The organism is Methylobacterium sp. WL7 (genome assembly GCF_008040085.1).
Classification (GTDB): domain Bacteria; phylum Pseudomonadota; class Alphaproteobacteria; order Rhizobiales; family Beijerinckiaceae; genus Methylobacterium; species Methylobacterium mesophilicum.
The window spans coordinates 18,111-42,903 of sequence record NZ_VRVG01000021.1 but is presented as its reverse complement, the minus strand read 5'-3'; the positions used below and the strand labels follow the sequence as shown (position 1 = coordinate 42,903).

Annotated in this window: 21 protein-coding genes; 18 read left to right on the top strand and 3 right to left on the bottom strand. The window is 69.7% G+C overall.

What is annotated here, in order from left to right; genetic code table 11:
- The first annotated feature begins 78 nt into the window (after nt 1-78).
- The 5 genes from FV233_RS08440 to FV233_RS08420 all read left to right on the top strand — a co-directional run bounded on the left by FV233_RS08440 (nt 79) and on the right by FV233_RS08420 (nt 6,047).
- Complete coding sequence (locus FV233_RS08440; protein ID WP_187278077.1) at nt 79-1,260, top strand: aminotransferase class V-fold PLP-dependent enzyme; 1,182 nt, start codon at nt 79-81, stop codon at nt 1,258-1,260.
- An 84-nt stretch (nt 1,261-1,344) separates the two neighbouring features.
- Nucleotides 1,345-2,241: an amino acid ABC transporter substrate-binding protein gene (locus tag FV233_RS08435; protein ID WP_147897220.1), complete on the top strand. Its 897-nt coding sequence runs from the start codon at nt 1,345-1,347 to the stop codon at nt 2,239-2,241.
- Between the two features lie 66 nt (nt 2,242-2,307).
- A complete protein-coding gene (locus tag FV233_RS08430) occupies nt 2,308-3,312 on the top strand; it encodes a helix-turn-helix domain-containing protein (RefSeq protein ID WP_147853493.1) in 1,005 nt (334 codons plus the stop codon).
- Between the two features lie 60 nt (nt 3,313-3,372).
- The gene (locus tag FV233_RS08425; RefSeq protein WP_147897219.1) at nt 3,373-4,431 is read left to right on the top strand and encodes an asparaginase; all 1,059 of its coding nucleotides are present in this window, start codon (nt 3,373-3,375) and stop codon (nt 4,429-4,431) included.
- A gap of 251 nt (nt 4,432-4,682) precedes the next feature.
- The gene (locus FV233_RS08420; RefSeq protein WP_147853491.1) at nt 4,683-6,047 is read left to right on the top strand and encodes a D-serine ammonia-lyase; all 1,365 of its coding nucleotides are present in this window, start codon (nt 4,683-4,685) and stop codon (nt 6,045-6,047) included.
- 130 nt (nt 6,048-6,177) lie between these two features.
- On the opposite strand, the gene FV233_RS08415 is transcribed toward FV233_RS08420, so the two are convergent.
- Nucleotides 6,178-7,086 carry a LysR substrate-binding domain-containing protein gene (locus tag FV233_RS08415; RefSeq protein ID WP_187278076.1) on the bottom strand — a complete coding sequence of 303 codons (909 nt, stop codon included), beginning with the start codon at nt 7,084-7,086 and terminating at the stop codon, nt 6,178-6,180.
- Nucleotides 7,087-7,265: 179 nt separating this feature from the next.
- Here FV233_RS08415 and glyA point away from each other — a divergent pair, with 179 nt between their 5' ends.
- On the top strand, nt 7,266-8,528 hold the full coding sequence (gene glyA / locus FV233_RS08410; protein ID WP_147853489.1) for a serine hydroxymethyltransferase: 1,263 nt from the start codon (nt 7,266-7,268) through the stop codon (nt 8,526-8,528).
- A gap of 100 nt (nt 8,529-8,628) precedes the next feature.
- Complete coding sequence (locus FV233_RS08405; protein WP_147897217.1) at nt 8,629-9,546, top strand: LysR family transcriptional regulator; 918 nt, start codon at nt 8,629-8,631, stop codon at nt 9,544-9,546.
- Between the two features lie 102 nt (nt 9,547-9,648).
- Here the strand turns inward: FV233_RS08405 and FV233_RS08400 are convergent, their stop codons facing one another.
- Nucleotides 9,649-10,089, bottom strand: coding sequence for an Lrp/AsnC family transcriptional regulator (locus FV233_RS08400; RefSeq protein ID WP_147853487.1), 441 nt, complete (start codon nt 10,087-10,089; stop codon nt 9,649-9,651).
- 228 nt (nt 10,090-10,317) lie between these two features.
- Between FV233_RS08400 and FV233_RS08395 the strand changes: the two genes are divergently transcribed.
- From FV233_RS08395 to FV233_RS08365, 7 genes are all read left to right on the top strand, one after another.
- Nucleotides 10,318-11,574, top strand: coding sequence for a D-amino acid dehydrogenase (locus FV233_RS08395; protein WP_147853486.1), 1,257 nt, complete (start codon nt 10,318-10,320; stop codon nt 11,572-11,574).
- A gap of 17 nt (nt 11,575-11,591) precedes the next feature.
- Entirely contained in the window at nt 11,592-12,758 is a 1,167-nt protein-coding gene (gene alr, locus FV233_RS08390) for an alanine racemase (RefSeq protein WP_187278075.1), read from the top strand.
- Nucleotides 12,759-12,879: 121 nt separating this feature from the next.
- Complete coding sequence (locus FV233_RS08385) at nt 12,880-13,788, top strand: LysR family transcriptional regulator (RefSeq protein ID WP_147853862.1); 909 nt, start codon at nt 12,880-12,882, stop codon at nt 13,786-13,788.
- Between the two features lie 93 nt (nt 13,789-13,881).
- Nucleotides 13,882-14,766, top strand: a complete 885-nt coding sequence (locus FV233_RS08380; RefSeq protein WP_147853863.1) for an NAD(P)-dependent oxidoreductase — start codon at nt 13,882-13,884, stop codon at nt 14,764-14,766.
- Nucleotides 14,766-16,304, top strand: a complete 1,539-nt coding sequence (locus FV233_RS08375) for an aldehyde dehydrogenase family protein (RefSeq protein ID WP_147853864.1) — start codon at nt 14,766-14,768, stop codon at nt 16,302-16,304. The genes FV233_RS08380 and FV233_RS08375 overlap by 1 nt, the downstream gene beginning before the upstream one ends.
- 151 nt (nt 16,305-16,455) lie before the next feature.
- Nucleotides 16,456-17,817, top strand: coding sequence for a DUF3100 domain-containing protein (locus FV233_RS08370; protein WP_147853865.1), 1,362 nt, complete (start codon nt 16,456-16,458; stop codon nt 17,815-17,817).
- A 99-nt stretch (nt 17,818-17,916) separates the two neighbouring features.
- Entirely contained in the window at nt 17,917-19,080 is a 1,164-nt protein-coding gene (locus FV233_RS08365) for a M20 aminoacylase family protein (protein ID WP_147897216.1), read from the top strand.
- Nucleotides 19,081-19,881: 801 nt separating this feature from the next.
- Here the strand turns inward: FV233_RS08365 and FV233_RS08355 are convergent.
- On the bottom strand, nt 19,882-20,664 hold the full coding sequence (locus FV233_RS08355; protein ID WP_147897214.1) for a L,D-transpeptidase: 783 nt from the start codon (nt 20,662-20,664) through the stop codon (nt 19,882-19,884).
- Between the two features lie 290 nt (nt 20,665-20,954).
- Here FV233_RS08355 and FV233_RS08350 point away from each other — a divergent pair, with 290 nt between their 5' ends.
- The 4 genes from FV233_RS08350 (at nt 20,955) to moaD (ending at nt 24,781) form a co-directional block, all read left to right on the top strand.
- Entirely contained in the window at nt 20,955-21,671 is a 717-nt protein-coding gene (locus FV233_RS08350) for a protein phosphatase CheZ (protein ID WP_147853868.1), read from the top strand.
- Nucleotides 21,672-21,751: 80 nt separating this feature from the next.
- Nucleotides 21,752-23,818, top strand: coding sequence for an excinuclease ABC subunit UvrC (uvrC, locus tag FV233_RS08345; protein ID WP_147897213.1), 2,067 nt, complete (start codon nt 21,752-21,754; stop codon nt 23,816-23,818).
- 73 nt (nt 23,819-23,891) lie between these two features.
- Nucleotides 23,892-24,491 (top strand): CDP-diacylglycerol--glycerol-3-phosphate 3-phosphatidyltransferase, encoded by a 600-nt coding sequence (pgsA, locus tag FV233_RS08340; protein ID WP_187193748.1) that lies wholly within the window; start codon nt 23,892-23,894, stop codon nt 24,489-24,491.
- 38 nt (nt 24,492-24,529) lie between these two features.
- On the top strand, nt 24,530-24,781 hold the full coding sequence (moaD, locus tag FV233_RS08335) for a molybdopterin converting factor subunit 1 (RefSeq protein WP_147853871.1): 252 nt from the start codon (nt 24,530-24,532) through the stop codon (nt 24,779-24,781).
- Nucleotides 24,782-24,793: the final 12 nt, after the last annotated feature.

Below are 24,793 nucleotides of genomic sequence, written 5' to 3'. Positions count from 1 at the left end.
TATACATTGATGATCTCGAAGCATTCGTCGGATCGGTCCGGCGCGCTGCTTTGGGACGCCCGTGCCGCCGGAGGGATGATGACCCAGCATTACGATGTCGCCGCCGTGCGGAAGGCGTTTCCGGCCGCCGAGTCGATCGTCTACCTCGACTCGGGCTTCCAGACGCCGCTCGCGCGCCCCGTGAAGGAAGCCTACGAGCGCTTCCTGCGCGAGGGCTACGAGACCGCCGGTCCCAAGCAGGTCTGGCTCAACCGGCTGGAGGAGACGCGCACCAAGCTCGCCCACTTCATCGGGGCGCGGCCCGAGGAGGTCGCCTTCACCAAGAACACCTCCGAGAGCATGAACATCGCCGCCAACGCGCTGCCGCTGCGCCCGGGCGACAAGGTCCTGCTGATCGATGGCGACCACCCCAACAACGCCTACGCCTTCCTCAACCTGGCAAAGAAGGGCGTCGAGGTCGCGTTCATCCCGATGACCGAGGTCATCGATGCCGAGAGCTTCCGGCCGCACATCGACGACAAGACCCGCGTCATCTCCATGTCGCAGGTGACCTTCCATGCCGGCCATCGCTTCGACGTCGAGAGCGTCGGCCGGCTGTGCAAGGAGAAGGGGCTCTACTTCGTGGTCGACGTGATGCAGGGCATCGGCGTCGTCCCGCTCGACGTGAAGGCGCTCAACGCCACCTTCGTCGGCTCGGGCACGCACAAGGGTCTGCTCACGCCCCAGGGGCTCGGCCTGCTGTGGTGGGACACGCGCCTGACCGAGCTGGAGCCGGCCTACATGGCGGCGATCAGCCTGGCCGCGCCGCCCGCGGACTTCATCGCCCGCCCGGACAACATGGCGCTCGCCCCCTCGGCGGGCCGGTTCGAGCTCGGCAACTTCAACCTGCCGGCGATCCAGGGGCTCGGAGCCGCCCTCGACCTGATCGCCTCCGTCGGCGTCGAGAAGATCCAGGCCCACTGCTTCGCGTTGGGCGACCACCTGATCGAGCAGCTCGACCAGCTCGGCATCGGCCTGGTCGGCCCGCGCGAGCGGCGGCACCGGGCCCCGCACATCTACGTGGTCGCCCTGCCTGCGGGCGAGTGGCTGGACTACCTCACCCAGAGCGGCATCCGCGTCTCGCCCGAGCGCGACGGCATCCGCGTCTCCCTCGGCATGTTCAACACCGCCGAGGATATCGACCGGCTGATCGAGGCCATCCGCGCCCGCAACACGCCGTCGATGCAGGCCCGTACGGCCGTGCTGTCCACGCTCGGATAGGCCCCCGAACCCCTCCCCGTATCGCTGACGGCGCCCGCGCCGCTAGGCCTCGCAAGACCCGCAACCGTCGAGAGGAGAAAACCGATGTCCCTGCAAGGCGCGTTCGTTCGACTATCCGGCGCGCTCGCGCTCGGTCTTGCCGCGACGGCCGCGTCGGCCGAGAGCCCGACGCTGGACAAGATCAAGCGCACGGGGACCATAACGCTCGGCTATCGCGAGGCCTCGATCCCGTTCTCGTACCTCGACGTCGATCAGAAGCCGGTCGGCTTCTCGATGGATCTGTGCGCGCAGGTCGTGGACAAGATCAAGACCGATCTCAAGCTCGACAACCTCGCGGTCAAGCTTCAGCCAGTAGATTCAGCCAACCGCATCCCGCTCATGCAGAACGGGACCATCGACATCGAGTGCGGCGGCACGTCCAGCAGCGCCGCCCGGCTCAAGCAGGTCGCCTTCACGGTCGCGACCTTCGTGTCCTCGGCCCGGTGGCTGACCAAGGTCTCCTCGGGCATCCACGACGTGAAGGGCCTCGACGGCAAGACCGTGGTGGTCACGCAGGGGTCGAACGCGGTGGGCTTCGCGTTCGGCATCAAGGCCAAGGGCGGCACCTTCACCGTCATCCAGGCCAAGGATCACGGCGAGTCGATGCTGGTGCTCCAGAGCGGGCGGGCCGCCGCCTTCATGGAGGACGACATCCTGCTCGCCAGTCTGAAGTCCCGCGCACCCGATCCGGCCGCCCTCACCTTCCTCCCGGAGACCTACGACCTGGTGGCCTACGGCCTGATGCTGCGCAGGGAGGATCCTGAGTTCAAGGCGCTCGCGGACGGCGTCCTGAAGGGCATGATGGCTTCGGGGGCCTTCGCCACGCTCTACGCCAAGTGGTTCGAGAGCCCGATCCCGCCCCGCGGCGAGAACCTGACCTTCCCGATGTCGGACGCCCTGAAGGAGCGCGTCGCGCACCCCAGCGACGCGATCGAGTTCTGACCGCGCGCCGAGCGTGCTCGTTCCGATGCGGGACGACGAATCCCGATCCGCATAGAGTTCAGTGCGATGCAGACCATCTTCTCGACAGACGGGCTGCCGCCGAAAGATCGGTTTCGCCATTGGCGGGATGTCTGCGAAGACCGTATCGTCCCGATGGAACAATCATGCCTCGGTGACGAAACGTTCGACGCGACGATCGACGGGGCAAGTTTCGGCGGCTTGGACTTCAGCAAGTTTTCGTTGCGCAATCTCAGAGCATCGACGACACCGCGAACGCTCCGGCACGAGAATCATCGGACCGATCATCTCTTCGTCAGTATGGTCCTGTCCGGTACCGTGCGCTCGGATCAGAACGATCGCTCGAGCACGGACAGGGCCGGCGACTTCGCGGTCCGTGATACGAACACGCCCTGGACGATCGAGCATAGCGGCCACAGCGAAGTGTTGGCCATCGCGATCCCCCGGCAGAGATTGGAGAGCGTGCTCGGCCCGGCCCGGATCTTCGCCGGCCTGACCGTCGACGGCGACCGGCCGGTCACGACCCTGGCCCGCTCGTTCCTGACCAACCTGCTGCACCAGGGCGATCGGCTGCCGGCTCACAGCGCCGAGCGCATGGTCGGGGTCGGGATCGATCTCATCGTCGCCTGCCTCGCCGAGCGCCTCGCACAGGAGGTGCCGCGACCGCTGCACGGGACGCTCGTGATCCAGCGCGCCAAGGCGTTCATCGAGGCCAACCTCGGCGACCCGACCCTCGATCCGCCCATGCTTGCGGCAGCCGTCGGCGTCTCGCTGCGGCGGCTGCAGGAGCTGTTCCACGAGCGCGGCCAGCACATCTCGGATTGGATCTGGCAAAAACGCCTGGAGGCGGCCGCCGCCCGCCTAGCCGATCCGGGTTGCACCCACCTGTCCATCGGCGCCCTGGCCTATGGCTGCGGCTTCGCCAACCAAGCCCACTTCGCCCGCCGCTTCAAGGCGCGCTACGGGATGGCTCCCAGCGAGCATCGTCACGCGGCACTGATGAACGCACGACCGGGTCCGACGGCGCCTGCAGCTGCGTCCCGCCGATCGTAGGTCCCTGGAACATCCACCTGCCGGCTCGTGGTCGGGCCGCGTCGAAGGACAGAATCAGACATGCTCGGACGTATTGGCGCGACCATCGCCACCACCCTGTCGGCGGTCATGGCCCTCGGCGGCGCGCCCGCCTCCGCGGCCGGACCGCAGGCGAAGCCGAGGATCCTGGTCCTGGCGACCGGTGAGACCATCGCGCAGACGACCGGCAAGGACTCCGTCCTGTCGGGCTCCGCGCTGGTCGCCGCGGTCCCGGGGCTGGATGCCGCCGCGGACGTCAGCGCCGAGCAGGTCGCGCAGGTCTCAAGCCCGGACATCACCGCCGAGGTCTGGCTGCGCCTGGCCCGTCGGATCGACGAGGTCCTGGCCTCCGGCGCCGCGGACGGCGTCGTGGTCACGCACGGAACCGACACGCTGGAGGAGACGGCGTATTTCCTCGACCTCGTCGTCAAGAGCGACAAGCCGGTCGTGGTGGTCGGGTCCATGCGTGGATCGGGGTCCGTCAGCGCCGACGGACCGGCGAACCTGGCCAACGCCGTGGCCATCGCCGCGGACCCCGCCGCCAAGGGGGCCGGCGTGCTGGTCACGCTGAACGACGGGATCTATGCCGCCCGAGACGTGACGAAGACCAACACCACCGGGTTGGACGCGTTCAAGGCGCCCGATGTCGGCCCCTTGGGCATCATGCAGGGGCGCAAGCCGCATTTCTACCGGACGACGACGCGACCGCACACCGCGGCGACGGAGTTCGACGTTTCCACGCTGCGCGCGTTGCCGCGTGTGGCGATCGTTTATTCCTACGTCGATGTCGGCCCCGCCCTCCTGAACGCGGCCATCGGGGACGGTGCCAAGGGCATCGTCTATGCCGGAACCGGCAACGGCAGCATCCCCAAGGCCGTGCAGCCGGCGGTCGAGGCCGGCGTGGGCAAGGGCGTGGTCGTCGTGCGTTCGTCCCGCGTCAACGGCGGCCTGGTCGAACGCAATGGCGAACACGACGACGACGCCCTCGGCACCGTGACGTCGGACACCTTGAACCCGCAGAAGGCCCGGGTCCTTCTGATGCTGGCGCTCACGAAAACGAGCGATGCCAAGCAGATACAGCAGATGTTCTCGCGATACTGAGTGCAAGCCGGCAAGCGAATGGATGGGACGGTGACGGCCTCGCATCCCGGAGCAAGATCCGTTCGATCGCTTGCCCGCACGCCCTGAGAATCGTCTGAGCGTCAGCCGGGCGCTTGCCGGCAGCCCCGCGGCGATCCACCGGGAGCTGCACGCGCTCGGCGTCCCGGTTTATGACACGGTCCGACCCGCCCTCTGCGGCTTGGCGCCCGGCGGTCGCCGGGCCGGAGCGTCGACCAGCCAGGACCCTCACGATGACCCGGCAAGCCCCCTCGATCCACGGACGGCCACTCGACACGTGGCTCTCCACCCATCCCCTGATCGGCGACCTGATCGCGGGCCGGGAAACCGCGTGGTTCAACCCCGCCATCGCCCCCGCCGCGACCGCGCTCGCCGATGCCGGGCTCACCCTGTCCGACGTCGAGGATGCGAGCGCGCGGTTGGCGCGCTTCGCTCCGCTGCTCGTCCGGTTCTTCCCGGACCTCGCCGCCACCGGGGGGATCATCGAGTCGGACCTCGTCGCTGTGCCCGCCTTCGCGGACGCCCTCCGTCGGCGCTACGGCTACGCGGGCGGCGGCCGGATTCTGCTGAAGAAGGACAGCCACCTGCCGGTCTCGGGCTCGATCAAGGCACGCGGCGGCATCTACGAAGTGCTCAAGCGGGCCGAGACCCTGGCCCTCGGAGCCGGGCTGATCACGACCGGCGACGACTACGCGGCGCTCGGCGGGGCAAGCGCGCGCGTCTTCTTCGCGGATTACAGCGTCGCGGTCGGCTCCACCGGCAATCTCGGCCTGTCGATCGGCATCATGAGCGCCAAGATCGGATTCCGGACCACGGTCCACATGTCGGCGGATGCACGGCAGTGGAAGAAGGACCGCCTGCGCGCCTCCGGTGTCACGGTGGTCGAGCATGCCGGCGATTACGGGGCCGCCGTGGCCCAGGGACGTGCCGAGGCCGAGGCCGATCCGAACTGCCATTTCGTCGACGACGAGCACTCCAAGGATCTGTTCCTGGGCTACGCGGTCGCCGGCCTGCGGCTGAGGCCGCAGCTCGCCGCCCTCGGCGTGCCGGTCGATGCGCAGCACCCGCTCTTCGTCCACCTGCCCTGCGGGGTCGGCGGCGGGCCCGGCGGGGTCGCGTTCGGGCTCAAGCTGGTGTTCGGCGATGCGGTCCGCTGCCTCTTCGCCGAGCCCACGCCCTCGCCCTGCATGCTGCTCGGCGTCTATACGGGCCTGCACGAGCAGATCGCGGTTCAGGATTTCGGCATCTCCAACGCGACCGTCGCGGACGGCCTGGCGGTGGGGCGGCCGTCGGGCTTCGTCGGCCGGGCGATGCAGCGCCTGGTGGATGGCTATTTCACGGTGGCCGACCAGGAATTGCTCGACCTCCTGGCCCTGCTCGAGGCCAGCGAAGGCCTCATGCTGGAGCCCTCCGCGGTCGCGGGCGCACCCGGCCCCTCCCGGATCGTGGCCGACGACGCCTACCGCGCCCGCCTGAACCTCGACCGCGACCGCCTGGAGGCGGCCACGCACATCGTCTGGGCCACGGGCGGCAGCATGGTCCCCCCGGAGGAGGCGCGCGCATACCTCCGGCGGGCCGACACTGGGGCGGCACGTTAGAGCGCTCTCCGACGAAGTGGCTCCGGTTCGTCGCAAGAGAGCGCGTCAAAACAAGAGCTTTGAGCCGTGCAGAGTGTCGCGATTCGCGACGCGCACAGGCGGTGTTGAGGCGATCGACCCGCTCCGACACCTACCGTGCGGCGGGCGCCGGCGCCGTCTCGCGCAGCCACGCGACCACGGCCTCGGTTCCCCCCTCAAGCCCGCGCCCCTCGGGCAGGATCAGCGAGAGCGGGGGACCGAGCAGGGCGGCCGTATCGATCGGCGCCAGCAGGCGCCCGTCGCCAAGGGGAACCTGCAAGAGGCTGCTGTGGCCGATCAGAATCCCGGCCTCCTCGATCGCCGCCTCCACGGCCATACTGTAGAGCGAGAACGTCGATCCGCGGCGGGCGTCGACCCGCCGGTCGCCGGCATGCCTCAGCCATCGCGCCCAGTCGTTGCGCCACCGCGCGTCATGGAGCAGCGTCATGTCGGCAAGGTTCGCCAGATCCAGCCTGCGCCCAGCCAGGAGTTGGGGCGAGCAGACCGGAAACAACCGGTCCTCCACGAGCGTGTGGGCGGTGCAGTTGGGCAGGCTCCCGTCCACGAAGAACAGGCCGAAATCGAACAGGTCCCGCGTGAAATCGGGCGGGTTCTCCAGCGCGACCACCGAGAATTCGAGGTTCGGGAACGCCCTGCGCATCGCCCCGAGGCGCGGCGAGAGCCAGAGCTGCGCCACGCACGGGAGGGCCGCGATCTGGACCTCCTGCCGCTCGGCGTGCCGACGGAGGCCATGAGCCGCGCCGGCCAGGGCGTCGAACGCCTCGACCAGGCGCGGCAGCATCGCCCGGGCTTCGCTCGTGAGTTGCAGGCCCCGCGCCTTCCTGTGAAACAGCGGCCTGCCGACCCAATCCTCCAGTGCGCGAACCTGCTGCGCGATCGCGGCCGCGGTGACGCAGAGTTCGTCGGCCGCGCCGACGAAGCCCTCGTGGCGGGCGGCCGCCTCGAAGGCACGCAGCGCGTTCAGCGACGGGAGGGACGGCCGGGGCGGAGAGAGGGGCATCTGAGGCCTAGGTGAGCTTGGTCTCGCGGCCACGATATGTCGTTTGCGGACCCTCGGCAAAAACCGCATCCAAGGGGCGATCACGGATCGCGGACGGGCGGTCGCCGGCACGCCCACGCGGCGCCCCGACGGATGCCGACCCGCGTCTTCTTCCTTCTCTGCGGCGAGGGCCTGACGACATGACATACCTGCACAAGGGCTACTTCACGGAAGGCCTCGACGCCGATCCCGAACTCGCGGCGTCCATCCGCGGCGAGCTGCGTCGCCAGCAGAACGGGATCGAGCTGATCGCGTCCGAGAACATCGTGTCCCGCCTCGTCCTCGAAGCGCAGGGCTCGGCCCTCACCAACAAGACCGTCGAAGGCTTCGCCTTCGCGCGGTATTACGGCGGCGCCGAATTCGCCGACGCGGTGGAAGACCTGGCCCTCCGGCGGGCCAAGAAACTCTTCGGCGCGCGCTTCGCCAACGTGCAATCGCATTCCGGATCGAACGCGAACAGTGGCGTCTTCCTCGGGTTGCTGAAGCTCGGCGACACCATCCTGTCGATGAACACCGCCGCGGGCGGCCATATCAGCCACGGCCATCCCGCCACCTTGACCGGGCGGGACTACAACATCGTCCGGTACGGCGTTAACCGCGAGACCGAACTCGTCGACCTGGACGAGCTGCGCGGCCTCGCCCGCCAGCACAAGCCCCGGATGATCATCGCGGGCGGGTCCGCTTACGCCCGGGTCCTAGATTTCGCCGGACTGCGCGCGATCGCCGACGAGGTCGGCGCCTACCTGGTCGTCGACATGGCCCACTTCGCCGGGCTTGTGGCCTCGGGGATCTATCCCGATCCGTTGCCGCACGCACACGTGGTGACCTCGACCACCTACAAGTCGCTGCGCGGCGCCCGCGGCGGCCTCGTGCTGTGGAACGACGAGGCGCTGAGCGACAAGATCAACTACGGCATCTTCCCGGGCGTCCAGGGCTCGGTGATGCTGCACATCGTAGCCGCCAAGGCCGCCTGCTTCGGCGAAGCCCTGCGGCCGGAATTCAAGGGCTACAACCAGGCGGTGCTCGATAACGCCCGGATGCTCGCCGCCACGCTGGCGGAGGCCGGCGTCCGCCTGGTCGCAGGCGGCACGGATTGCGGGCTGATGCTCGTCGATCTGGTCAACCAGGGCATCACCGGCGACATCGCCGCAAAGGCGCTGGAGCATGCGGGGCTGGCGGTCAACAAGAACCAGATCCCGTTCGACGAGCGCCCCCCGGAGGCGCCGTCGGGTCTGCGCCTGTCCAGCAACGCCGGCACCGCACGCGGCTTCGGGGCCGAGGAGTTCCGCGCGATCGGCACCTGGATCGCGCAGATCGTCAAGGCCCCGTCCGACGAGGCCCTCGTCCGCTCGATCCACGGGCAGGTCTCGGATCTCTGCGCCCGCTTCCCGATCTACCCGTAATCGACCCCGGCGCCCCGCGGCTCGCGAAGCCGGGGGCGCCGGATCTCCGGCGACCGTCGCGGTCGCCGTCCTGGAGACATCCAACGGCCGGGCGAGGGCAATGGATCTCACGCGTCTGCGCACGCTCCGGGAGCTGTCCGTGCGCGGGACCATGGCTGCGGTCGCCGAAGCCCTGGGTATCTCGCCGTCGGCGGTGTCCCAGCAGATCGCCCTCCTCGAAGCCGAGCTGGGCATCGCCCTGGTCGAACGGCGTGGCCGGGGCGTGCATCTGACCCCCGCCGGCGCACGCCTCGTCCTGCACGCCGAGACGGTGATCGGGGTCATCGAGGAGGCCCGGACCGACATCGCCGAACTCAAGCGGACCGTGGCGGGCGAGCTGCGGGTCTCGGCGTTTCCCTCGGTCGCCGCCGCCCTGCTCCCCCGGACCATCGTCGCCATCGGGGTGTCACATCCGTCGCTGCGCATCCGGTTCGACGAATTGGAGCCGATGGACGGCCTCGCCGCCTTACGCGGCTGGCGGACCGATGTCGCGCTGATCGACGATCTCACGACCCTGGAGGGGATCCCGGAGGCGACGATCGAGGCGTGGTCCCTCTGCGAGGACCGCCTCTGCGTCGTCCTGCCGGGCCGCCATCCGCTCTCCGGCCGGGCGGCCGTGACGCTCCGCGACCTGCGGACCGAGATCTGGGCGTTGGACAACCCCGACAAGGGTTATTCGGAGGTCGTGGTCGAGGCCTGCCGCGCCGTCGGGTTCGAGCCGAAGATCCACGCGCACTGCCACGGTTTCGAGGTCGTGCAGGCGATGGTGGAGGCCGGCTGCTGCATCTCGATCCAACCGCACCTCAGGCTGCGCGACACCGGCCGAAGCCTGTGCGTGACCGAGCTCGATCCGCCCATCGCCCGCCAGATCTCGGTGGCGTTCCGCCGGGGCGAGGGACGCAACCCGTCGATCGCCGCCTTCCTGCAGGCCTTGGCGCGGGCGACGGATTCCCCATCCCGCGATGCAATGGCGATTTAGGCGGCCGCCGCGATCGGGGGCGGCCCGTCCGCGCCGCATCCGTCGATCGCCGCGAGGCCGCGGATGGCCCGTCACGCTGGCCGGATATCCGGCGGCCGCAGGTCAGCGGCCGACGACGCTCCGGATCGTGAAGCTGGACTGGATCCGGGATACGCCGGGCAGCTTCGACAGCACGGATCGGTGAAGCCGCTCGTACTCCCCGGCATCGGCCACCCGGATTTTCAGCAGGTAATCCGAGCTGCCCGTCATGAGGTAGCAGTCCTGGATGTCCGGGCAGCGGCGGACGGCGGCCTCGAACCGGTTCAGGTAATCCTCCGTCTGCCGCTCGAGCTCGATCTGGGTCATCACCACCAGGCCCGATGCGGCCGATGCGTCGAGCAGCACGGTGTAACCCCGGATCGTCCCGTCCCGCTCCAGCATCCGCAGCCTGCGCAGGCAGGCGGAAGCGGACAGGCCGACGCGCTTGGCCAGGGCCGCATTGGGCATCCGGGCATCCGCGCGCAGGGCGTGGATGATGGCGGTGTCGATCTCATCCTGTGGCATCGCGCAACGACCTGTCGTTCCGTGGCAGTTCCTATCGTTTCATGGCATCCGCTTCGCAGAAACTGCAACACGTTCGCAGCATCGTGCGCGGGTTTCGATGTTCGATACACCTCGGCCGGCGACCGGGCGACGCGTTTCCCGCAGACCCTGCCGAGGACTCCGCGATCGCAGAGTCCCGGGCGGCGGATGAGCGCCGAATGCGGATGTTCGGTGCCGAGGAGAGCGAACATGCGGGTCTTGGTCCTGGGAAGCGGCGTGGTCGGCGTGTCCGCCGCCTATTATCTGGCGAAGGCCGGCCATGAGGTCACGGTGATCGACCGGCAGCCCGCGTCCGGCCTGGAGACCAGCTTCGCCAATGCCGGCCAGGTCTCCCCCGGATATTCCGCCCCCTGGGCCGCTCCGGGCATTCCGGTCAAGGCGATGAAGTGGCTGATGATGCGCCACCGCCCCCTGGTCCTGTGGCCGTCCGTCGAGCCCCGTCTCTACGGCTGGCTCGCCCGCATGCTGGCGAACTGCACGGTGGAGGCCTACACCCGCAACAAGGGGCGGATGGTGCGGCTCGCGGAATACAGCCGCGACGTCCTGCGCGACCTGCGCGACGAGACCGGCATCGCCTACGACCATCGCGAACGCGGCACGCTGCAGCTGTTCCGCACGCGCAAGCAGCTCGATCACGTGGGCGACGACACGAAGGTCCTGGACGCCTACGGCGTCGCCTACCAGGTGCTGGACCCGGCGGGCTGCGTCGCCGCCGAGCCGGCGCTCGACCGGGTGAAGGACAAGATCGCGGGCGGCCTGCGTCTCACCGGTGACGAGACCGGGGATGCCCACCTGTTCACCCAGAGACTCGCCGCCATCTGCGAGGGGCTCGGCGTGACGTTCCGCTACAACGTCACCGTGACGGGGCTCCAAACCTCGGGCGGTCGCGTGACCGGCGTCGCCTGCGGGTCCGAGGTGCTGCGCGCCGACGCCTACGTGGCGGCGATGGGCAGCTTCACCCCGGCGCTCCTGCGTCCGCTCGGGCTGAACCTGCCGGTCTACCCGGTCAAGGGCTACTCCCTGACCCTGCCCGTGACGGATCCGGAGGCGGCTCCGGTCTCCACCGTGATGGACGAGACGTTCAAGGTCGGCCTGACCCGGCTCGGCGACCGCATACGGGTCGGCGGCACCGCCGAACTCGCCGGCTTCAGCCAGGCCTTGCGTCCGCCCCGTCGCGCGACCCTGGAGCGGTGCGTCCACGACCTGTTTCCGGCCGGGGGCGACCTCAGCCGGGCGACGTTCTGGACGGGCCTGCGCCCGATGACGCCGGACGGGACGCCCATCGTCGGGGCGACCCGCTACGACAACCTGTATACGAATACGGGCCACGGCACCCTCGGCTGGACCATGGCCTGCGGGTCGGGCCGGCTCCTCGCGGACCTGATGTCCGGCCGGGCGCCCGACATCGCCCACGAAGACCTCGCCGTCGGCCGTTACGCGGCATGAGGCCCGTGGACGCGCGCATGAGGGATCGGGAGGACGATAGGGTGCAGGCGTTCGACGATGGCGGGCGTCCGCACGCGGGGGCGATGCTGACAGTCGACCTCGACGCCATCGCGGCCAATTACCGGCTCCTGTCACGCCGCCTCGGGACGGCGGAATGCGCCGCGGTGTTGAAGGCGGACGCGTATGGCCTGGGCGCCGCCCGCGTCGCTCCCATCCTGTCCGCGGCCGGCTGCCGAACCTTCTTCGTGGCCCATCTCGACGAAGGGATCGCGCTCCGGCGGTACGTTCCCCGGGGGGCCGCCGTGCGGATCCTGCACGGAGCCCCGCGCGGGGCCGAAGCCGAGTGCCTGGAGCACGGGCTGGTGCCGGTCCTCAATACGCCGGGCCAGCTCGCGCGCTGGGCCGCGCTGGCCCGGACGCGGGCATGCCGGTTGCCGGGGCTGTTGCAGGTCGATTCCGGCATGAGCCGCTTCGGCCTGTCTCCCGCCGAGGTCGCGGCCGTCGCGGATCGGGCGGGCGAGCACGATGCCGTGGCGTGGCGGCTCATCATGAGCCACCTGGCCTGCGCGGACGCCCCCGACAGCGATGCGAACCCGACGCAACGGTCCCGCTTCGAGGATGCGCGGCGCCGGCTGCCGCCCATGCGCGCCAGCCTCGCCGCGTCCTCCGGCATCTTCCTGGGGGCGGATTACCATTACGATGTCGCGCGGCCGGGTGCGGCCCTGTTCGGGGTGGCGCCGGCTGCGGGGCGTCCCAACCCGCTGCAGCCCGTGGTCAAGCTGGAGGCCCGCGTCCTGCAGGTACGCGACGTGCCGGCCGGGACGGCGGTCGGATACGGCTACACCGCACGGACGGCGGTTGCGTCGCGCCTCGCGACCGTGGCGGTCGGCTATGCGGACGGGTTCCTGAGGAGCGCCAGCGGGCGCGGCGCGGCCTGGGCGGGCGGCGCCGCGCTGCCCATCCTCGGCCGGGTGTCGATGGACAGCATCGTGGTGGATGCCTCCGCGCTTCCGGCCGGGGCGCTGGCCGAGGACGACATGGTCGAGATCATCGGGCCGCACCGCTCCCTGGATGCGGTCGCGGCCGATGCGGGCACCATCGGCTACGAGGTGCTGACCGGTCTGGGCGATCGGTACGAGCGCCGGTACATCCACGGGGCGGACGCCGAAGGCGGTCCGGCGTGAGCGACGGGCGACCGGTCGCGCCGGACGGGCGAAGGTCGATGGGCAGACGGCGTGGTTCGGGCCCGTCGATGCGCGCTCGCGCCTTGATATGCGGGGGGCCAGAGCGCACGCTTACCCGGCGATGAACGATCGAGCGCTGCGATACTTCCTGGCCGTCGTGCGGACCGGCTCCGTGCGGGGCGCCGCGGAAGCGCTCAACGTCGCCGCCTCCGCGGTCAGCCGCCACATCAGCGAGATGGAGGCCGAGTGCGGCGAGAACCTCCTGGAACGCCTACCGCGCGGCGTCGTGCCGACGGAGGCCGGTCGCATCGTCGCCCAGCACGCCCAGCGCCAGGCCGACGAGGCCGCGCTCCTCCAGGACAGCCTCAAACGGCTGCGCGGCGTCCAGCAGGGGACGATCCGGCTGACCTGCGGCGCAGGCTTCCTGGTCGACCTGCTCGATAACGGCCTGGCCAACTTCGTCACGGCCTATCCCGGAATCTCGTTTCAGGTCTCCCTTGGGACCACGGACAGCGTGCTGTCGGCGGTCGCACAGGGCGATACGGATATCGGTCTCGCCTACAACCCGCCCGCCCATCCGGACGTGCGCGGCGTCGTGTCGGCGCGGCAGCCGCTGCTGGCGGTTCTCCCGAAGGATCATCCCCTCGCCGGTTCCTCGACCCCCAAGGGCCTGCGCACCTTCGCCTCCGAGCCGGTCGTCCTGCTTCCCTCCGATCACGGCGTGCGCCAGTTGCTGGGACGCGTCGAGGCCGATGGCGGCTTCCGGCTCGTCGCACGGCTGGAGACCGCGTCCTTCGAGATGCACAGGCGCTTCGTGACGGCGGGATTGGGCGTCGCGTTCCTGCCGCGTTTCGCCGTCGCGGCCGAGTTGCAGACCAACGCGGTCACCGTGATCCCCCTGCTCGACCCGGTCCTGTCCGAGGCGAGCGCACACCTCGTCGTGCGCTCGGGACGGCGGCTGCCGGAAGCGATGGGCCGGCTGCTGGGCTGGCTCACCGAACACCTCGTCGCCTTCCAGCCGCAACGCTGAGTGTTGCCTTAACAAGAACGACTTGTTCGAAAAGCAGTTCTTGTAGCAACCGTATCGGCGATCGATACCATCTCCTAAACGGGAGGTATCGAAATGAATATTGAGACGGTGGGTGTCGTCGGGCTCGGCAATATGGGGCTCGGGATGGCGGCGACCTTGGCTCGCAAGGGCTTCAAGGTCATCGGCTACGACATCAGCGACGCCCGGCGGGCCGCCGTCGAGGCGGCCGGCGTCTCGTTCGTCCCGGACCTGGCCGACGTCCTGCGTCGCGCGGACGCCCTGGTCTTCTCGCTGCCCCTGGCCCGCGATGTCGAGGCCGTGGTCACGGCGGAGGGCGGCTTGCTCTCCCGGACCGACCGGAAGGTCGTCGTCGTCGATACCTCCACCTCGGATCCCGGCACCACCCGGCGGCTTGCGGCCCGCCTCGAACAGGCCGGCCATGCCCTGCTCGACGCGCCGGTGAGCGGAGGCCCCTCGGGGGCCGCCGAAGGCACGTTGACGATGATGGTCGGCGGCTCGGAGGCCGACTACGCCCTGGCCGAGCCGGTGCTGTCGGCGATGTCGGCCCGCGCCCCGCATGTCGGGCCGTCCGGCGCCGGCAACATCGTCAAGCTCGTGAACAACCTGCTCGTCGCCGCCCACCTCGTGACCACGGGCGAGGCGATGCGCCTGTCCGAGGCGGCCGGCCTGTCGGCCGAGGAGGCGATCAAGGTCGTCAACACCGCCACGGGGCGCAGCGCGATCAGCGAGGTGATGTTTCCCCGCTGGATCCTGTCGAACACCTTCGACAGCGGCTTTGCCGCGGGGCTGATGCGCAAGGACGTGCGCCTCGCCATGGAGCTGGCCGCCGAGAGCGGCGCCGACCTGCCGCTGTCCGCCCATGTCGCGCAGATCTGGGCGACCACCCGCGACGCCATCCCGGACGCCGCGGACTTCACCCGCATGGCCGATTACCGCAACACGAACGGAGCGAACTGATGTCGACCAGCGTGCAAGGCGATGCGGCGCAGCGCATCTCGGAACTCCTGTCCGCCCTTTCCCTGGGCGGCCGCATCGGCAGCGTCGTGTCCGGCGAGATCCTCGTGGGAACGGGTGAAACCCTCGACCTCGTGAACCCGGCGGACGGCCGGGTGGTGGCGAGCTTCGCGGATGCCGGCGCGTCCGTCGTGGACGCCGCCATGGCGGCGGCCCGGCCCGCCCAGCGGACCTGGTGGGGCATGACGGCGGCGGCCCGCGGCCGGGCGATGTGGGCGGTGGCCGCCCTGATCCGTCAGAACGCCGACGCGTTGGCCGAGCTGGAGACCCTGTCGGCCGGCAAGCCGATCCGCGACACGCGCGGTGAGGTCGGCAAGGTCGCGGAGATGTTCGAATATTACGCCGGCTGGTGCGACAAGCTGCACGGCGAGGTCATCCCGGTCCCGACCTCGCACCTGAACTACACCCGCGCCGAACCGTTCGGCACCGTGGTGCAGATCACGCCGTGGAACGCCCCGATCTTCACCGCCGGCTGGCAGATCGCCCCGGCCATCTGCGCCGGCAACGCGGTGGTGCTGAAGCCCTCCGAGCTGACGCCGCTGACCTCCCTGGCGCTCGGGATGCTGTGCGACCGGGCCGAGGGGATCCCGCGCGGCCTGGTCTCGGTGCTGGCTGGCGCCGGCCCGACCACCGGGGCGGCGGCCGTCGCCCATGCCGACACGCGGCTCGTGGTGTTCGTCGGCTCGGCCGAGGCCGGGGCGCAGATCGCGGCCGCGGCGGCGCGCAACATCGTGCCGAGCGTGCTCGAGCTCGGCGGCAAGTCGGCCAACATCGTGTTCGCGGATGCCGACCTCGACCGTGCCCTGTTGGGCGCGCAGGCGGCGATCTTCGGCGGTGCCGGGCAGAGCTGCGTCGCCGGCTCGCGCCTCCTCGTCCACCGGTCGGTGCACGCGGATTTCGTGGCGCGGCTGTCCCACGCCGCGGGCCGCATCCCGGTGGGCGCGCCCACCGATCCGACGACGCAGATCGGCCCGATCAACAACCGCCGACAACTTGACAAGATCGCCGCGATGGTGAGCCAGGCTGCGGATGCCGGCGCCCGCGTCGCCGCGGGCGGTGCCTGTCCGGCCAACCTGCGGGACACCGGCGGCTTCTACTTCGGTCCGACGGTGGTCGACGGCGTGACGCCCGATGCGGCGATCGCCCAGGACGAGGTGTTCGGCCCGGTCCTGACCGTCCTGCCGTTCGAGACCGAGGACGAGGCGGTCGAGATCGCCAACGCCACGCCGTACGGCCTCGCCGGCGCGGTCTGGACGAACGATGTCGGCCGCGCCCACCGCGTCGCCGCCGCCGTCCGGGCCGGGACGTTCTGGGTCAACGGCTACAAGACGATCAACGTCGCCTCGCCCTTCGGCGGGTTCGGCCGCTCCGGCTTCGGCAGGTCCTCGGGGCGCGAGGCGCTGATGGCCTACACCCAGACCAAGAGCGTGTGGGTCGAGACCGCAGCCCAACCCGGCGTCGCCTTCGGCTACGTGGGCTGAGCCGGACAGCGGCCGCCCATACGCGCTGCCGCCAGACAGACGCTTTCGTCGCCCCGCGGGCCCCTCACGAGGTCCGCGGGAGCCGATGGCGGCGCAAAAACAACAATCAGAACCAGAAGCGCCGCGACCGATCGCAGGGAGGACAACAGCCATGGCACAGGAAGCAATCCATCGAGGGCCGATCCCAGTCGGGTCCGCCCCGGCCGAAAGACCGAGCCGCGTCCGCCTGTTCCTGATCGCCCTGGTCATCGTCGTCATCGCCGAGGCCATCGGCAACATCAACATCCCCGTCGGGACCGGAAAGATCGTCCTGCTGCCCCTGCTCTGGGCCCTCCTGCTCGGCGGAACCCTCGGTCTGGCGAGCCCCCGGCTCCCGGCCTTCCTGCGCCTGCGATCCTCGACGCAATCGGCCGCGGCCGCCTTCCTGCAGCCGGCCCTCCTCGTCTTCATCGCGAAGCTCGGCCTGCTGGTCGGCGGCTCGCTGCCGAAGATCTTCGCGTCGGGATGGTCGCTCGTGTTCCAGGAGTTCGGCCACTTCTTCGGCACCATGGTGTTCGGCCTTCCGATCGCCCTCCTCCTCGGCATCAAGCGGGAGGCCATCGGCGCGACCTTCTCGGTCGGCCGGGAGCCGAGCCTGGCCATCATCGGGGAGCGCTACGGGATGGATTCCCCCGAGGGGCGCGGCGTGCTCGCGGAATACCTTACCGGTACGGTGTTCGGGGCGGTCTTCATCGCCGTCCTGGCCGGCCTCATCGCCAGCCTGAACATCTTCAATCCCCTCGCGCTCGCCATGGGGGCCGGCGTCGGATCCGGCAGCATGATGGCCGCCGCGTCGGGGGCCATCGCGGCGCAGCAGACCCCCGAGGTGGCCAAGGATGTCGCCACCTTCGCGGCGGCGAGCAACCTGATCACCACGACAATCGGAACCTACTTCACGCTATTCCTGTCGCTGCCCTTCACAATCTGGGCCTACGGCAAGCTCGAACCGATCCTCGGACGCAACCGCCCCAACACGGTCCGGGAGCCCTCGGCCGTCGCCGTGACCCCGGCGCACGAGGAAACGACGATCGGGTTCGCCGAGATGCTGGTGGCGTGGCTGCTGATCGGCGCCTACGGGCTCATCGGCAACTATCTGACCTACGGCGTGATCCCCGACGCCGCCGTCGTGGGCGGGATGGCGATCATCATCGGAGTCGTGATCCTCGGCTGGGGCCTCTACGTGCTCTCGGCGCGGAAGCTTCCCGCGGTGATCTGGGTCTCCCTGATCGGCATGGCGCTGACCTATCCGGCCATGCCGTACGCGGCCGAGATCGCCGCGCTGACCGGCAAGATCAACTTCCTCGCCCTGGCCACCCCGATCCTGACGTTCGCCGGCCTGTCCATAGCCAAGGACATCCCCGCCTTCCGGCAATTGGGTTGGCGCATCGTCGTGGTTTCGTTCATGGCGAATGCCGGTACGTTCCTGGGCGCGACCCTGATCGCGCAGTTCTGGATGCATGTGCCGGTGACGTGAGACATGGTTCGATCCGCCGCCGGGCCGGGCTCGGTGGCGGATCGACCGACGCGCAGGGATGGCCGGACTTGGACCTGTGACGGCCAGGGAGCGAACGGCATGAGCATAGACGCGGACATCCTCGATCGCATGGTCGCCTGGCGGCGCGACCTGCACGCCCATCCGGAGCTCGCCTTCGCGGAGGTCCGCACCGCGGATCTCGTCGCACGCGAACTCGCCGCCTGCGGCTTCGAGGTCCATCGGGGCCTGGGCCGGACGGGCGTCGTCGGGACGCTGCGACGGGGGGAAGGCCCGGCCATCGGCCTGCGCGCCGACATGGACGCGCTGCCCATCCACGAGGCGACCGGCCTGCCCTACGCCTCCACAAATCCGGGTGTGATGCATGCCTGCGGGCATGACGGGCATGTCGCGATGCTGCTCGGCGCCGCCAGCCAGCTCGCCCGCGTGGAAGACCTGCGCGGCACGGTCCGGGTCATCTTCCAACCGGCCGAGGAATGCGAGGGCGGCGGCCGGGCGATGGTCGAGGACGGCCTGTTCCGGATGTTCCCCTGCGACACGGTCTGGGGCCTGCATAACTGGCCAGGATTACCGCTCGGAGCCTTCGCCACCACCCCGGGCCCGATCATGGCCTCCCTCGACACGTTCGAGATCCGCGTCAGGGGCTCGGGGACGCACGCCGCCATGCCGGAGCGGGGCATCGACACGCTGGTGATCGCCTCCGAGACGGTTCTGGCCCTGCAGACCATCGTCAGCCGCCGGATCGCTCCGCTCGATCCCGCGGTGGTGAGCATCACCCAGATCCACGGCGGCGACGCCTGGAACGTGATCCCGGACCTCGCCACGATCCGGGGGACCGTCCGCTGCCTCTCCGAGAGCGTCCGCGGGACGGTCGCGGCGCTCATCACGGAGATCGCCACGGGCACCGCCCGCACGCATGGCGGCGCCGCCGAGGTCGATTACCACACGGGATATCCCGCGACGGTCAACGCCCCGGACGCCGTCCCGCTCGCGCTCGCCGCCGCAGCCCGGGTCCCGGCCATACCGGCGCGGCATGATGACGTCGCGCCGTCGATGGCCTCGGAGGACTTCGCCTACATGCTGCAGGCCTGCCCCGGCGCCTACGTCTGGCTCGGCACCGACGGCGCCGAGCCCGGCCGGCCGCTTCACAATCCCGGATACGACTTCAACGACGACGCCCTGCCCATCGGGGCCGCCTATTGGGTGGCCCTGGCGACCGGCGTCCTCGAAGCGGCCCGTGCGTAAGATCGCCGGTGCTTCAGGGATCGACGCCCGCGTCTGCGAAGGTGCCGAGCGGCGTCGCAGGCTTGGGATGGGTGGAGCTTTCGTTGTCGGGCCCCAAGCACGCGTCCGCGTCTCTGGTTCGACCGATGGAAAGCAGACAGACAGAAAGCCAACCATCGCAGAGCCCGTGTGAGATCCTGCGCCGGCCGTCCCCATCCGTCTTGTAGGCAGGCGCGAAGTTCGTCTGGCGGGTAGTCCGGCGGCAAAGCCCGCGCGCCGGGGGGGGGGCTGGCGGGATTACTCGGCACTTGCGGGTCGGTGGCGCCTGGCGAATGCTGCCAGCGGGCTTTCTGCCGTGGCGCACGGTCTCCGGCAGGTTTCGGCGCTGGATCGAGCGGAGGCTGTTCGAAGTCCTGATGCAGGCATCGGCCCACCGCCAGCCGCGCGATCGCTGACGTCATTCTACGCCGCGGCCGGCGATCGGGGATACCCAGCGCCCGCGATCTCCGACGCAGACCGGCTCCCAGACGGTTCACGTCGAGCATCAAGCATGCGGCTCTGAGGCATGGTTCAGGCTGCAGGCCTGTTCCTCACCGTGGCCGAGAAGGCACCGCCGCGCACCTCTGCGAGGATCGCGCTTCGCCTGCCCCCTTTCGTCGGCCCAGGTTCGAAGTCAGCGCATCGTCGGCCTGGAGGGCCGAAAAACTCGAAGCGTTCGTGGCCTCTTGAACAGTCACGTTCCCGTTTCTTGAAGCTTTTGACAGACCCGACCAACCTGGTGCGCCCGCGCCGACAGGATTCCCGCGCCGGCGGACACGCGGGCTACAGAACCTCGACCCGAGTGCCCACCGGAACACGATCGTAGAGATCCACGACATCCTCGTTCATCATCCGGATGCAGCCCGAGGAGACCGATTGGCCGATGGTGCCCGGCTCGTTGGTGCCGTGGATGCGGTAGAGCGAGGAGCCGAGATAGAGCGCCCGCGCGCCCAGCGGGTTCTCGGGGCCGCCCGCCATGTGCCGCGGCAGGTCGGGGCGGCGGGCGAGCATCTCGGCCGGCGGCGTCCAGTCCGGCCACTCGGCCTTGCGGCTGACGGTCTTGAGGCCGCTCCAGGCGAAGCCCGGCCGACCCACGCCGATCCCGTAGCGCAGCGCCCGCTGCCCGGGCTGGACGAGGTAGAGGTGCCGGGCGGAGGTGTCGATCACGATCGTCCCGGGCCGCTGCGGCCCCGCGAAGGCGACCTCCTGGCGGCGGTATTCCGGGCCGACCTCCCGGGCGATGCGGCCCGGATCCCCCTGCGACGCGCCGTAGGCTTGCGGTGCACCGTAGGCCTGCGGCGGCAGAACCTGCCGCGACATGTCCTGAAGGGGCTCGGGTTCGGCGGGCAGCAGCTCGCCCGAATAGGCCGCGACACGCTGGGGAGCCGCGTCGCGCTGCGGACGGCTCCGGGTCCCTCCCCCGGCCTGCCCGGTCATGAGGTACTCGATCAGTCCGCCGCCATAGCCGCCGCCTTCGGCGTAGCGCGACGGCTGCGCGGAAACCGGGGCGGACAGCGTCACGGTCGCCAGGACCGCACACAGAGCCAGACGGACCGAACCACGCATCGTCGATGCTTCCTGCAGGAGGGCTGACGGCCCCGATTCGCGCAGTGATCCACCCGCATCCGCGCGTTCCGGTGAATCAACATGGTGAATCGGCCGGCCGGCCCGGCGCCCTCCCCGGCCGCGCGAGATTAGCGTGAATCGCTAGTAAATCGCAGCGGCTCACAACCTCCGATAGGTTAAACGGGCGCGCCGGACAGGAATCGCTGGCCGGCAAGCTTGGCAGTCACAGTCCGCTAACCGATTGTGGTAGACAGTTCGAACGACCGATCCTGAAGGCTCACGCCCCGACGATGACCCAGAAGCGCTATCGCATCGAAGACAGCCTCGGGCTCCCCGCGGTTTTACCCATCGCTCCCGATCCAGGCGTCTCGAACGACCGGCTGGACGAGATCCTCAGCGCGATCATGGATCTGCGGCGCATCACCCAGATGAGCGCCGACGAGACGATCGAGACGTGCCGCCGCGAGCTGCACGACGCCTTGGCGATGCGCTCCGAACTCGACCTGATGAAGGAGGCGATCACCCGGACCAAGTCCGAGCTGGCGACGCTCCACCGGTCGGAGAACAGCGGCAAGGGCATGCGCCGGGCGGCGGACGAGCTCGACGCGGTGGTCGAATCGACCGAGCGCGCCACGACGCAGCTGCTCAACGCGGTCGAGGAGATCGAGTCGAATGCCGGCATGCTCTACACGGCGAACTTGCCGCCGGGCATGAAGCAGCACGTCGACATCATCCAGGAGCGGGTGATCTCGGCCTACGAGGCCTGCAACTTCCAGGATCTGACAGGCCAACGGATCAACAAGATCGTCGGCGTGATGAAGTTCATCGAGGAGCACCTGGATCGACTGATCGCCGCCTGGACGCAGCTCGACAGCTTCCGCGACCTCATCACCGTCATGCCGGTCTCGACCGCGCTGGACGACGAGAGCAGCCTGCTCAACGGGCCGAAGCTCGACGACGATCCGGGGCACGTCGACCAGAACGACATCGACTCGCTGTTCGACTGAGACGGCAGCGCAGGCTCGGCCCGGCAATTTTGTCGGCCGACCCGGTGCCGCTCGGCGCCGGGAACGCTTAGATCTGCGGTATGAACCGCAGAGCCCTCTCAGACCTGCCCCCCGATACCTTCGACGACGGCCGCGACGCCGAGCGCGAGGAGAGCGCTGGCGAGTCCGAGGCCGCGCTGTCCGCCGAGGATGCGCCGGAGATCGATTTCGATTTCGACCCCGGCGCGGTCCAGGCCGGCACCGAGGTGATCCGCCGGTTCTGGTCGACGCTGCCGAACGCGCCCGGCGTCTACCGGATGTTCGACCATCGGGGCGACGTCCTCTACGTCGGCAAGGCCAAGAACCTGAAGGCGCGGGTCGGCTCCTACGCGCGGGGCCAGGCGCACTCGAACCGCATCGCCCGGATGATCTCCCAGACGGCGGCGATGGAGTTCGTCACCACCGCCACCGAGACCGAGGCGCTGCTCCTCGAAGCCAACCTGATCAAGCAGCTCAAGCCCCGCTTCAACGTGCTGATGCGGGACGACAAGTCGTTCCCGTACATCCTGGTCACCGCCGACGGCCCGGCGCCGCAGATCGTGAAGCACCGCGGCGCACGGCGCCGGAAGGGCAATTACTACGGCCCCTTCGCCAGCGTCTGGGCGGTCAACCGGACCGTCAACGCGCTGCAACGCGCCTTCCTGCTGCGCACCTGCACCGACAGCTACTACGAGAATCGCAGCCGGCCCTGCCTGCTCTATCAGATCAAGCGCTGCTCCGGCCCCTGCACCGGGGAGATCGGCACCGACGACTACGCCGCCATGGCGGATGCGGCCCGGGCGTTCCTGGCGGGCAAGTCCAACGCCGTGAAGGACCGGATGCGCACCGAGATGCAGGAGGCGTCCGAAGCCCTGGAATTCGAGCGCGCCGCCCGTTACCGGGACCGGATCGCTGCGCTCTCGGCCATCCAGGGGGTGCAGGGGGTTAACACCCAGGGCGTCGAGGAGGCCGACGTCTTCGCCCTCGACGAGCAGGCCGGCCAGTTCTGCATCGAGGTGTTCTTCTTCCGGAACTTCCAGAACTGGGGCAACCGCGCCTACTTCCCGAAGGCCGACCGGACCATGACTCCCGAGGAGGTGCTCGGCTCGTTCATCAGCCAGTTCTACGACGACAAGCCCGCGCCCCGCACGGTGCTGACCAGCCACCCGATCGAGGATGCCGAACTGGTCGCGGCCGCGCTTTCGAGCCGGGTCGACTACCGCGTCGAGATCCACCGGCCGAGCCGCAGCGAGCGGAGGAACCTCGTCGAGTACGCCCAGCGCAACGCCAAGGAGGCGCTCGCCCGGCGGCTGGCCGACACCGCCTCGCAGGGCAAGCTGCTCACGGCCCTGGGGCAGGCCTTCGGCATGGACCGGACGCCGCGGCGGATCGAGGTCTACGACAACTCGCACATCATGGGCACGAACGCGGTGGGCGGGATGATCGTGGCCGGGCCGACCGGGTTCATGAAGACGCATTACCGCACGTTCAACATCAAGTCGGAGGAACTCACCCCGGGGGACGATTACGGCATGATGCGCGAGGTCCTGCAGCGGCGGTTCAAGCGCCTGGTCAAGGAGGCGCCGCGCACCGAGCGCGAGGCTGCGGCGGCTGGCGCCGAGGAAGGCGCTCCGGAGCTGCCCCCCGTGCCCGCGGAGGATGGCGAGGCGTTTCCCGCCTGGCCGGATCTGGTCCTCATCGACGGCGGCAAGGGTCAGCTCGACGCGGCCCGCACGGCGCTCGACGAGATCGGCGTGAAAGACGTCCCGCTGATCGGCATCGCCAAGGGTCGCGACCGCGATGCGGGGCGTGAGACGTTTTTCGTGCCCGGCCGGCCGCCGTTCAAGCTTCCGCCGCGCGACCCGACGCTCTACTTCGTACAGCGGCTGCGAGACGAGGCCCACCGCTTCGCCATCGGCAGCCACAGGGCCAAGCGCAAGCGTGAGATGGTGAAGAATCCCTTGGACGAGATTGCCGGCATCGGACCCAGCCGCAAGCGCGCGCTGCTGCATCATTTCGGAACCGTGAAGGCGATCGAGCGAGCCGCCTTCGAGGACCTGGCCAAGACCCCCGGGGTGAACGCCGCGACCGCGCGCGCGGTCTACGATTTCTTCCATGCCGGCGCCTGAGGATCCCGCCGTCACGGCCGTGCCCGCGGCCGAGACGTTGACGCCCGGGCCCGGCTCTGATTTCACCCCGGCGATGAACACCGTCCTTCCCCGACGACGGTCGCCAGCCTGGACGCTCGCGAATTGCCTGACCTACGGGCGCCTCGTCGCGGTGCCGGTGATGGTCGCGTTGCTGTTCTGGCCCGACTCGCACACCGCGCGTTGGACCGCGCTCGGCGTCTTCGTGGCGGCGGCGATCACCGACTATCTCGACGGCTATGTCGCGCGGACCTACCACCAGAGTTCCGCGCTCGGCCGTATGCTCGATCCGATCGCCGACAAGCTGCTGGTCTCGGCCTGCCTGCTGATGCTTGCTGCCGACCATACCATCGTCGGCTCGTCGGTCTGGGCGGCGATCGTGATCCTGTGCCGTGAGGTGCTGGTCTCGGGCCTGCGCGAGTACCTCGCCGAGTTGAAGGTTGGCGTGCCGGTCAGCAAGATCGCCAAGTGGAAGACGACGGTGCAGCTCGTGGCGCTCGGCTTCCTGGTGGCCGGGCCTGCGGGCGAGCGGGTCCTGCCCGGGACGGAGCCGATCGGCCTCGCGCTGCTCTGGATCGCGGCCGCCCTCACGCTCTGGACCGGCTGGGACTATATGAGGGCCGGGATCAAGCATGTGATCGACGACCCGCGCTGAACGGGCGGCCGCCGATCCCCTTCCGGCACGGTGTTGCGATGAAGCTCGTCTATTTCGCCTGGGTCCGCGAGCGAATCGGCCGCGCCGAAGAGGAGCTGGCGCCCCCTCCGGAGGTCGCCACCGTGACCGATCTGGTCGCCTGGCTGCGTGGCCGCGGCGAGGAATACGCCTACGCGTTCGAGGATCCGGGGGTGGTCCGGGCGGCCATCGACCGGACCCATGCCAAGCCCGACGCGCAGATCGCGGGCGCCGCCGAGATCGCGTTCTTCCCGCCGATGACCGGCGGCTGAGCCCCCGGCACG

Bases quoted from the DNA above. Each gene is read 5' to 3' on its own strand.
- FV233_RS08440 (WP_187278077.1), top strand. From the start codon at position 79: ATGACCCAGCATTACGATGTCGCCGCCGTGCGGAAGGCGTTTCCGGCC.
- FV233_RS08435 (WP_147897220.1), top strand. From the start codon at position 1,345: ATGTCCCTGCAAGGCGCGTTCGTTCGACTATCCGGCGCGCTCGCGCTC.
- FV233_RS08430 (WP_147853493.1), top strand. From the start codon at position 2,308: ATGCAGACCATCTTCTCGACAGACGGGCTGCCGCCGAAAGATCGGTTT.
- FV233_RS08425 (WP_147897219.1), top strand. From the start codon at position 3,373: ATGCTCGGACGTATTGGCGCGACCATCGCCACCACCCTGTCGGCGGTC.
- FV233_RS08420 (WP_147853491.1), top strand. From the start codon at position 4,683: ATGACCCGGCAAGCCCCCTCGATCCACGGACGGCCACTCGACACGTGG.
- FV233_RS08415 (WP_187278076.1), bottom strand. From the start codon at position 7,086: ATGCCCCTCTCTCCGCCCCGGCCGTCCCTCCCGTCGCTGAACGCGCTG.
- glyA (WP_147853489.1), top strand. From the start codon at position 7,266: ATGACATACCTGCACAAGGGCTACTTCACGGAAGGCCTCGACGCCGAT.
- FV233_RS08405 (WP_147897217.1), top strand. From the start codon at position 8,629: ATGGATCTCACGCGTCTGCGCACGCTCCGGGAGCTGTCCGTGCGCGGG.
- FV233_RS08400 (WP_147853487.1), bottom strand. From the start codon at position 10,089: ATGCCACAGGATGAGATCGACACCGCCATCATCCACGCCCTGCGCGCG.
- FV233_RS08395 (WP_147853486.1), top strand. From the start codon at position 10,318: ATGCGGGTCTTGGTCCTGGGAAGCGGCGTGGTCGGCGTGTCCGCCGCC.
- alr (WP_187278075.1), top strand. From the start codon at position 11,592: ATGAGGGATCGGGAGGACGATAGGGTGCAGGCGTTCGACGATGGCGGG.
- FV233_RS08385 (WP_147853862.1), top strand. From the start codon at position 12,880: ATGAACGATCGAGCGCTGCGATACTTCCTGGCCGTCGTGCGGACCGGC.
- FV233_RS08380 (WP_147853863.1), top strand. From the start codon at position 13,882: ATGAATATTGAGACGGTGGGTGTCGTCGGGCTCGGCAATATGGGGCTC.
- FV233_RS08375 (WP_147853864.1), top strand. From the start codon at position 14,766: ATGTCGACCAGCGTGCAAGGCGATGCGGCGCAGCGCATCTCGGAACTC.
- FV233_RS08370 (WP_147853865.1), top strand. From the start codon at position 16,456: ATGGCACAGGAAGCAATCCATCGAGGGCCGATCCCAGTCGGGTCCGCC.
- FV233_RS08365 (WP_147897216.1), top strand. From the start codon at position 17,917: ATGAGCATAGACGCGGACATCCTCGATCGCATGGTCGCCTGGCGGCGC.
- FV233_RS08355 (WP_147897214.1), bottom strand. From the start codon at position 20,664: ATGCGTGGTTCGGTCCGTCTGGCTCTGTGTGCGGTCCTGGCGACCGTG.
- FV233_RS08350 (WP_147853868.1), top strand. From the start codon at position 20,955: ATGACCCAGAAGCGCTATCGCATCGAAGACAGCCTCGGGCTCCCCGCG.
- uvrC (WP_147897213.1), top strand. From the start codon at position 21,752: ATGAACCGCAGAGCCCTCTCAGACCTGCCCCCCGATACCTTCGACGAC.
- pgsA (WP_187193748.1), top strand. From the start codon at position 23,892: ATGAACACCGTCCTTCCCCGACGACGGTCGCCAGCCTGGACGCTCGCG.
- moaD (WP_147853871.1), top strand. From the start codon at position 24,530: ATGAAGCTCGTCTATTTCGCCTGGGTCCGCGAGCGAATCGGCCGCGCC.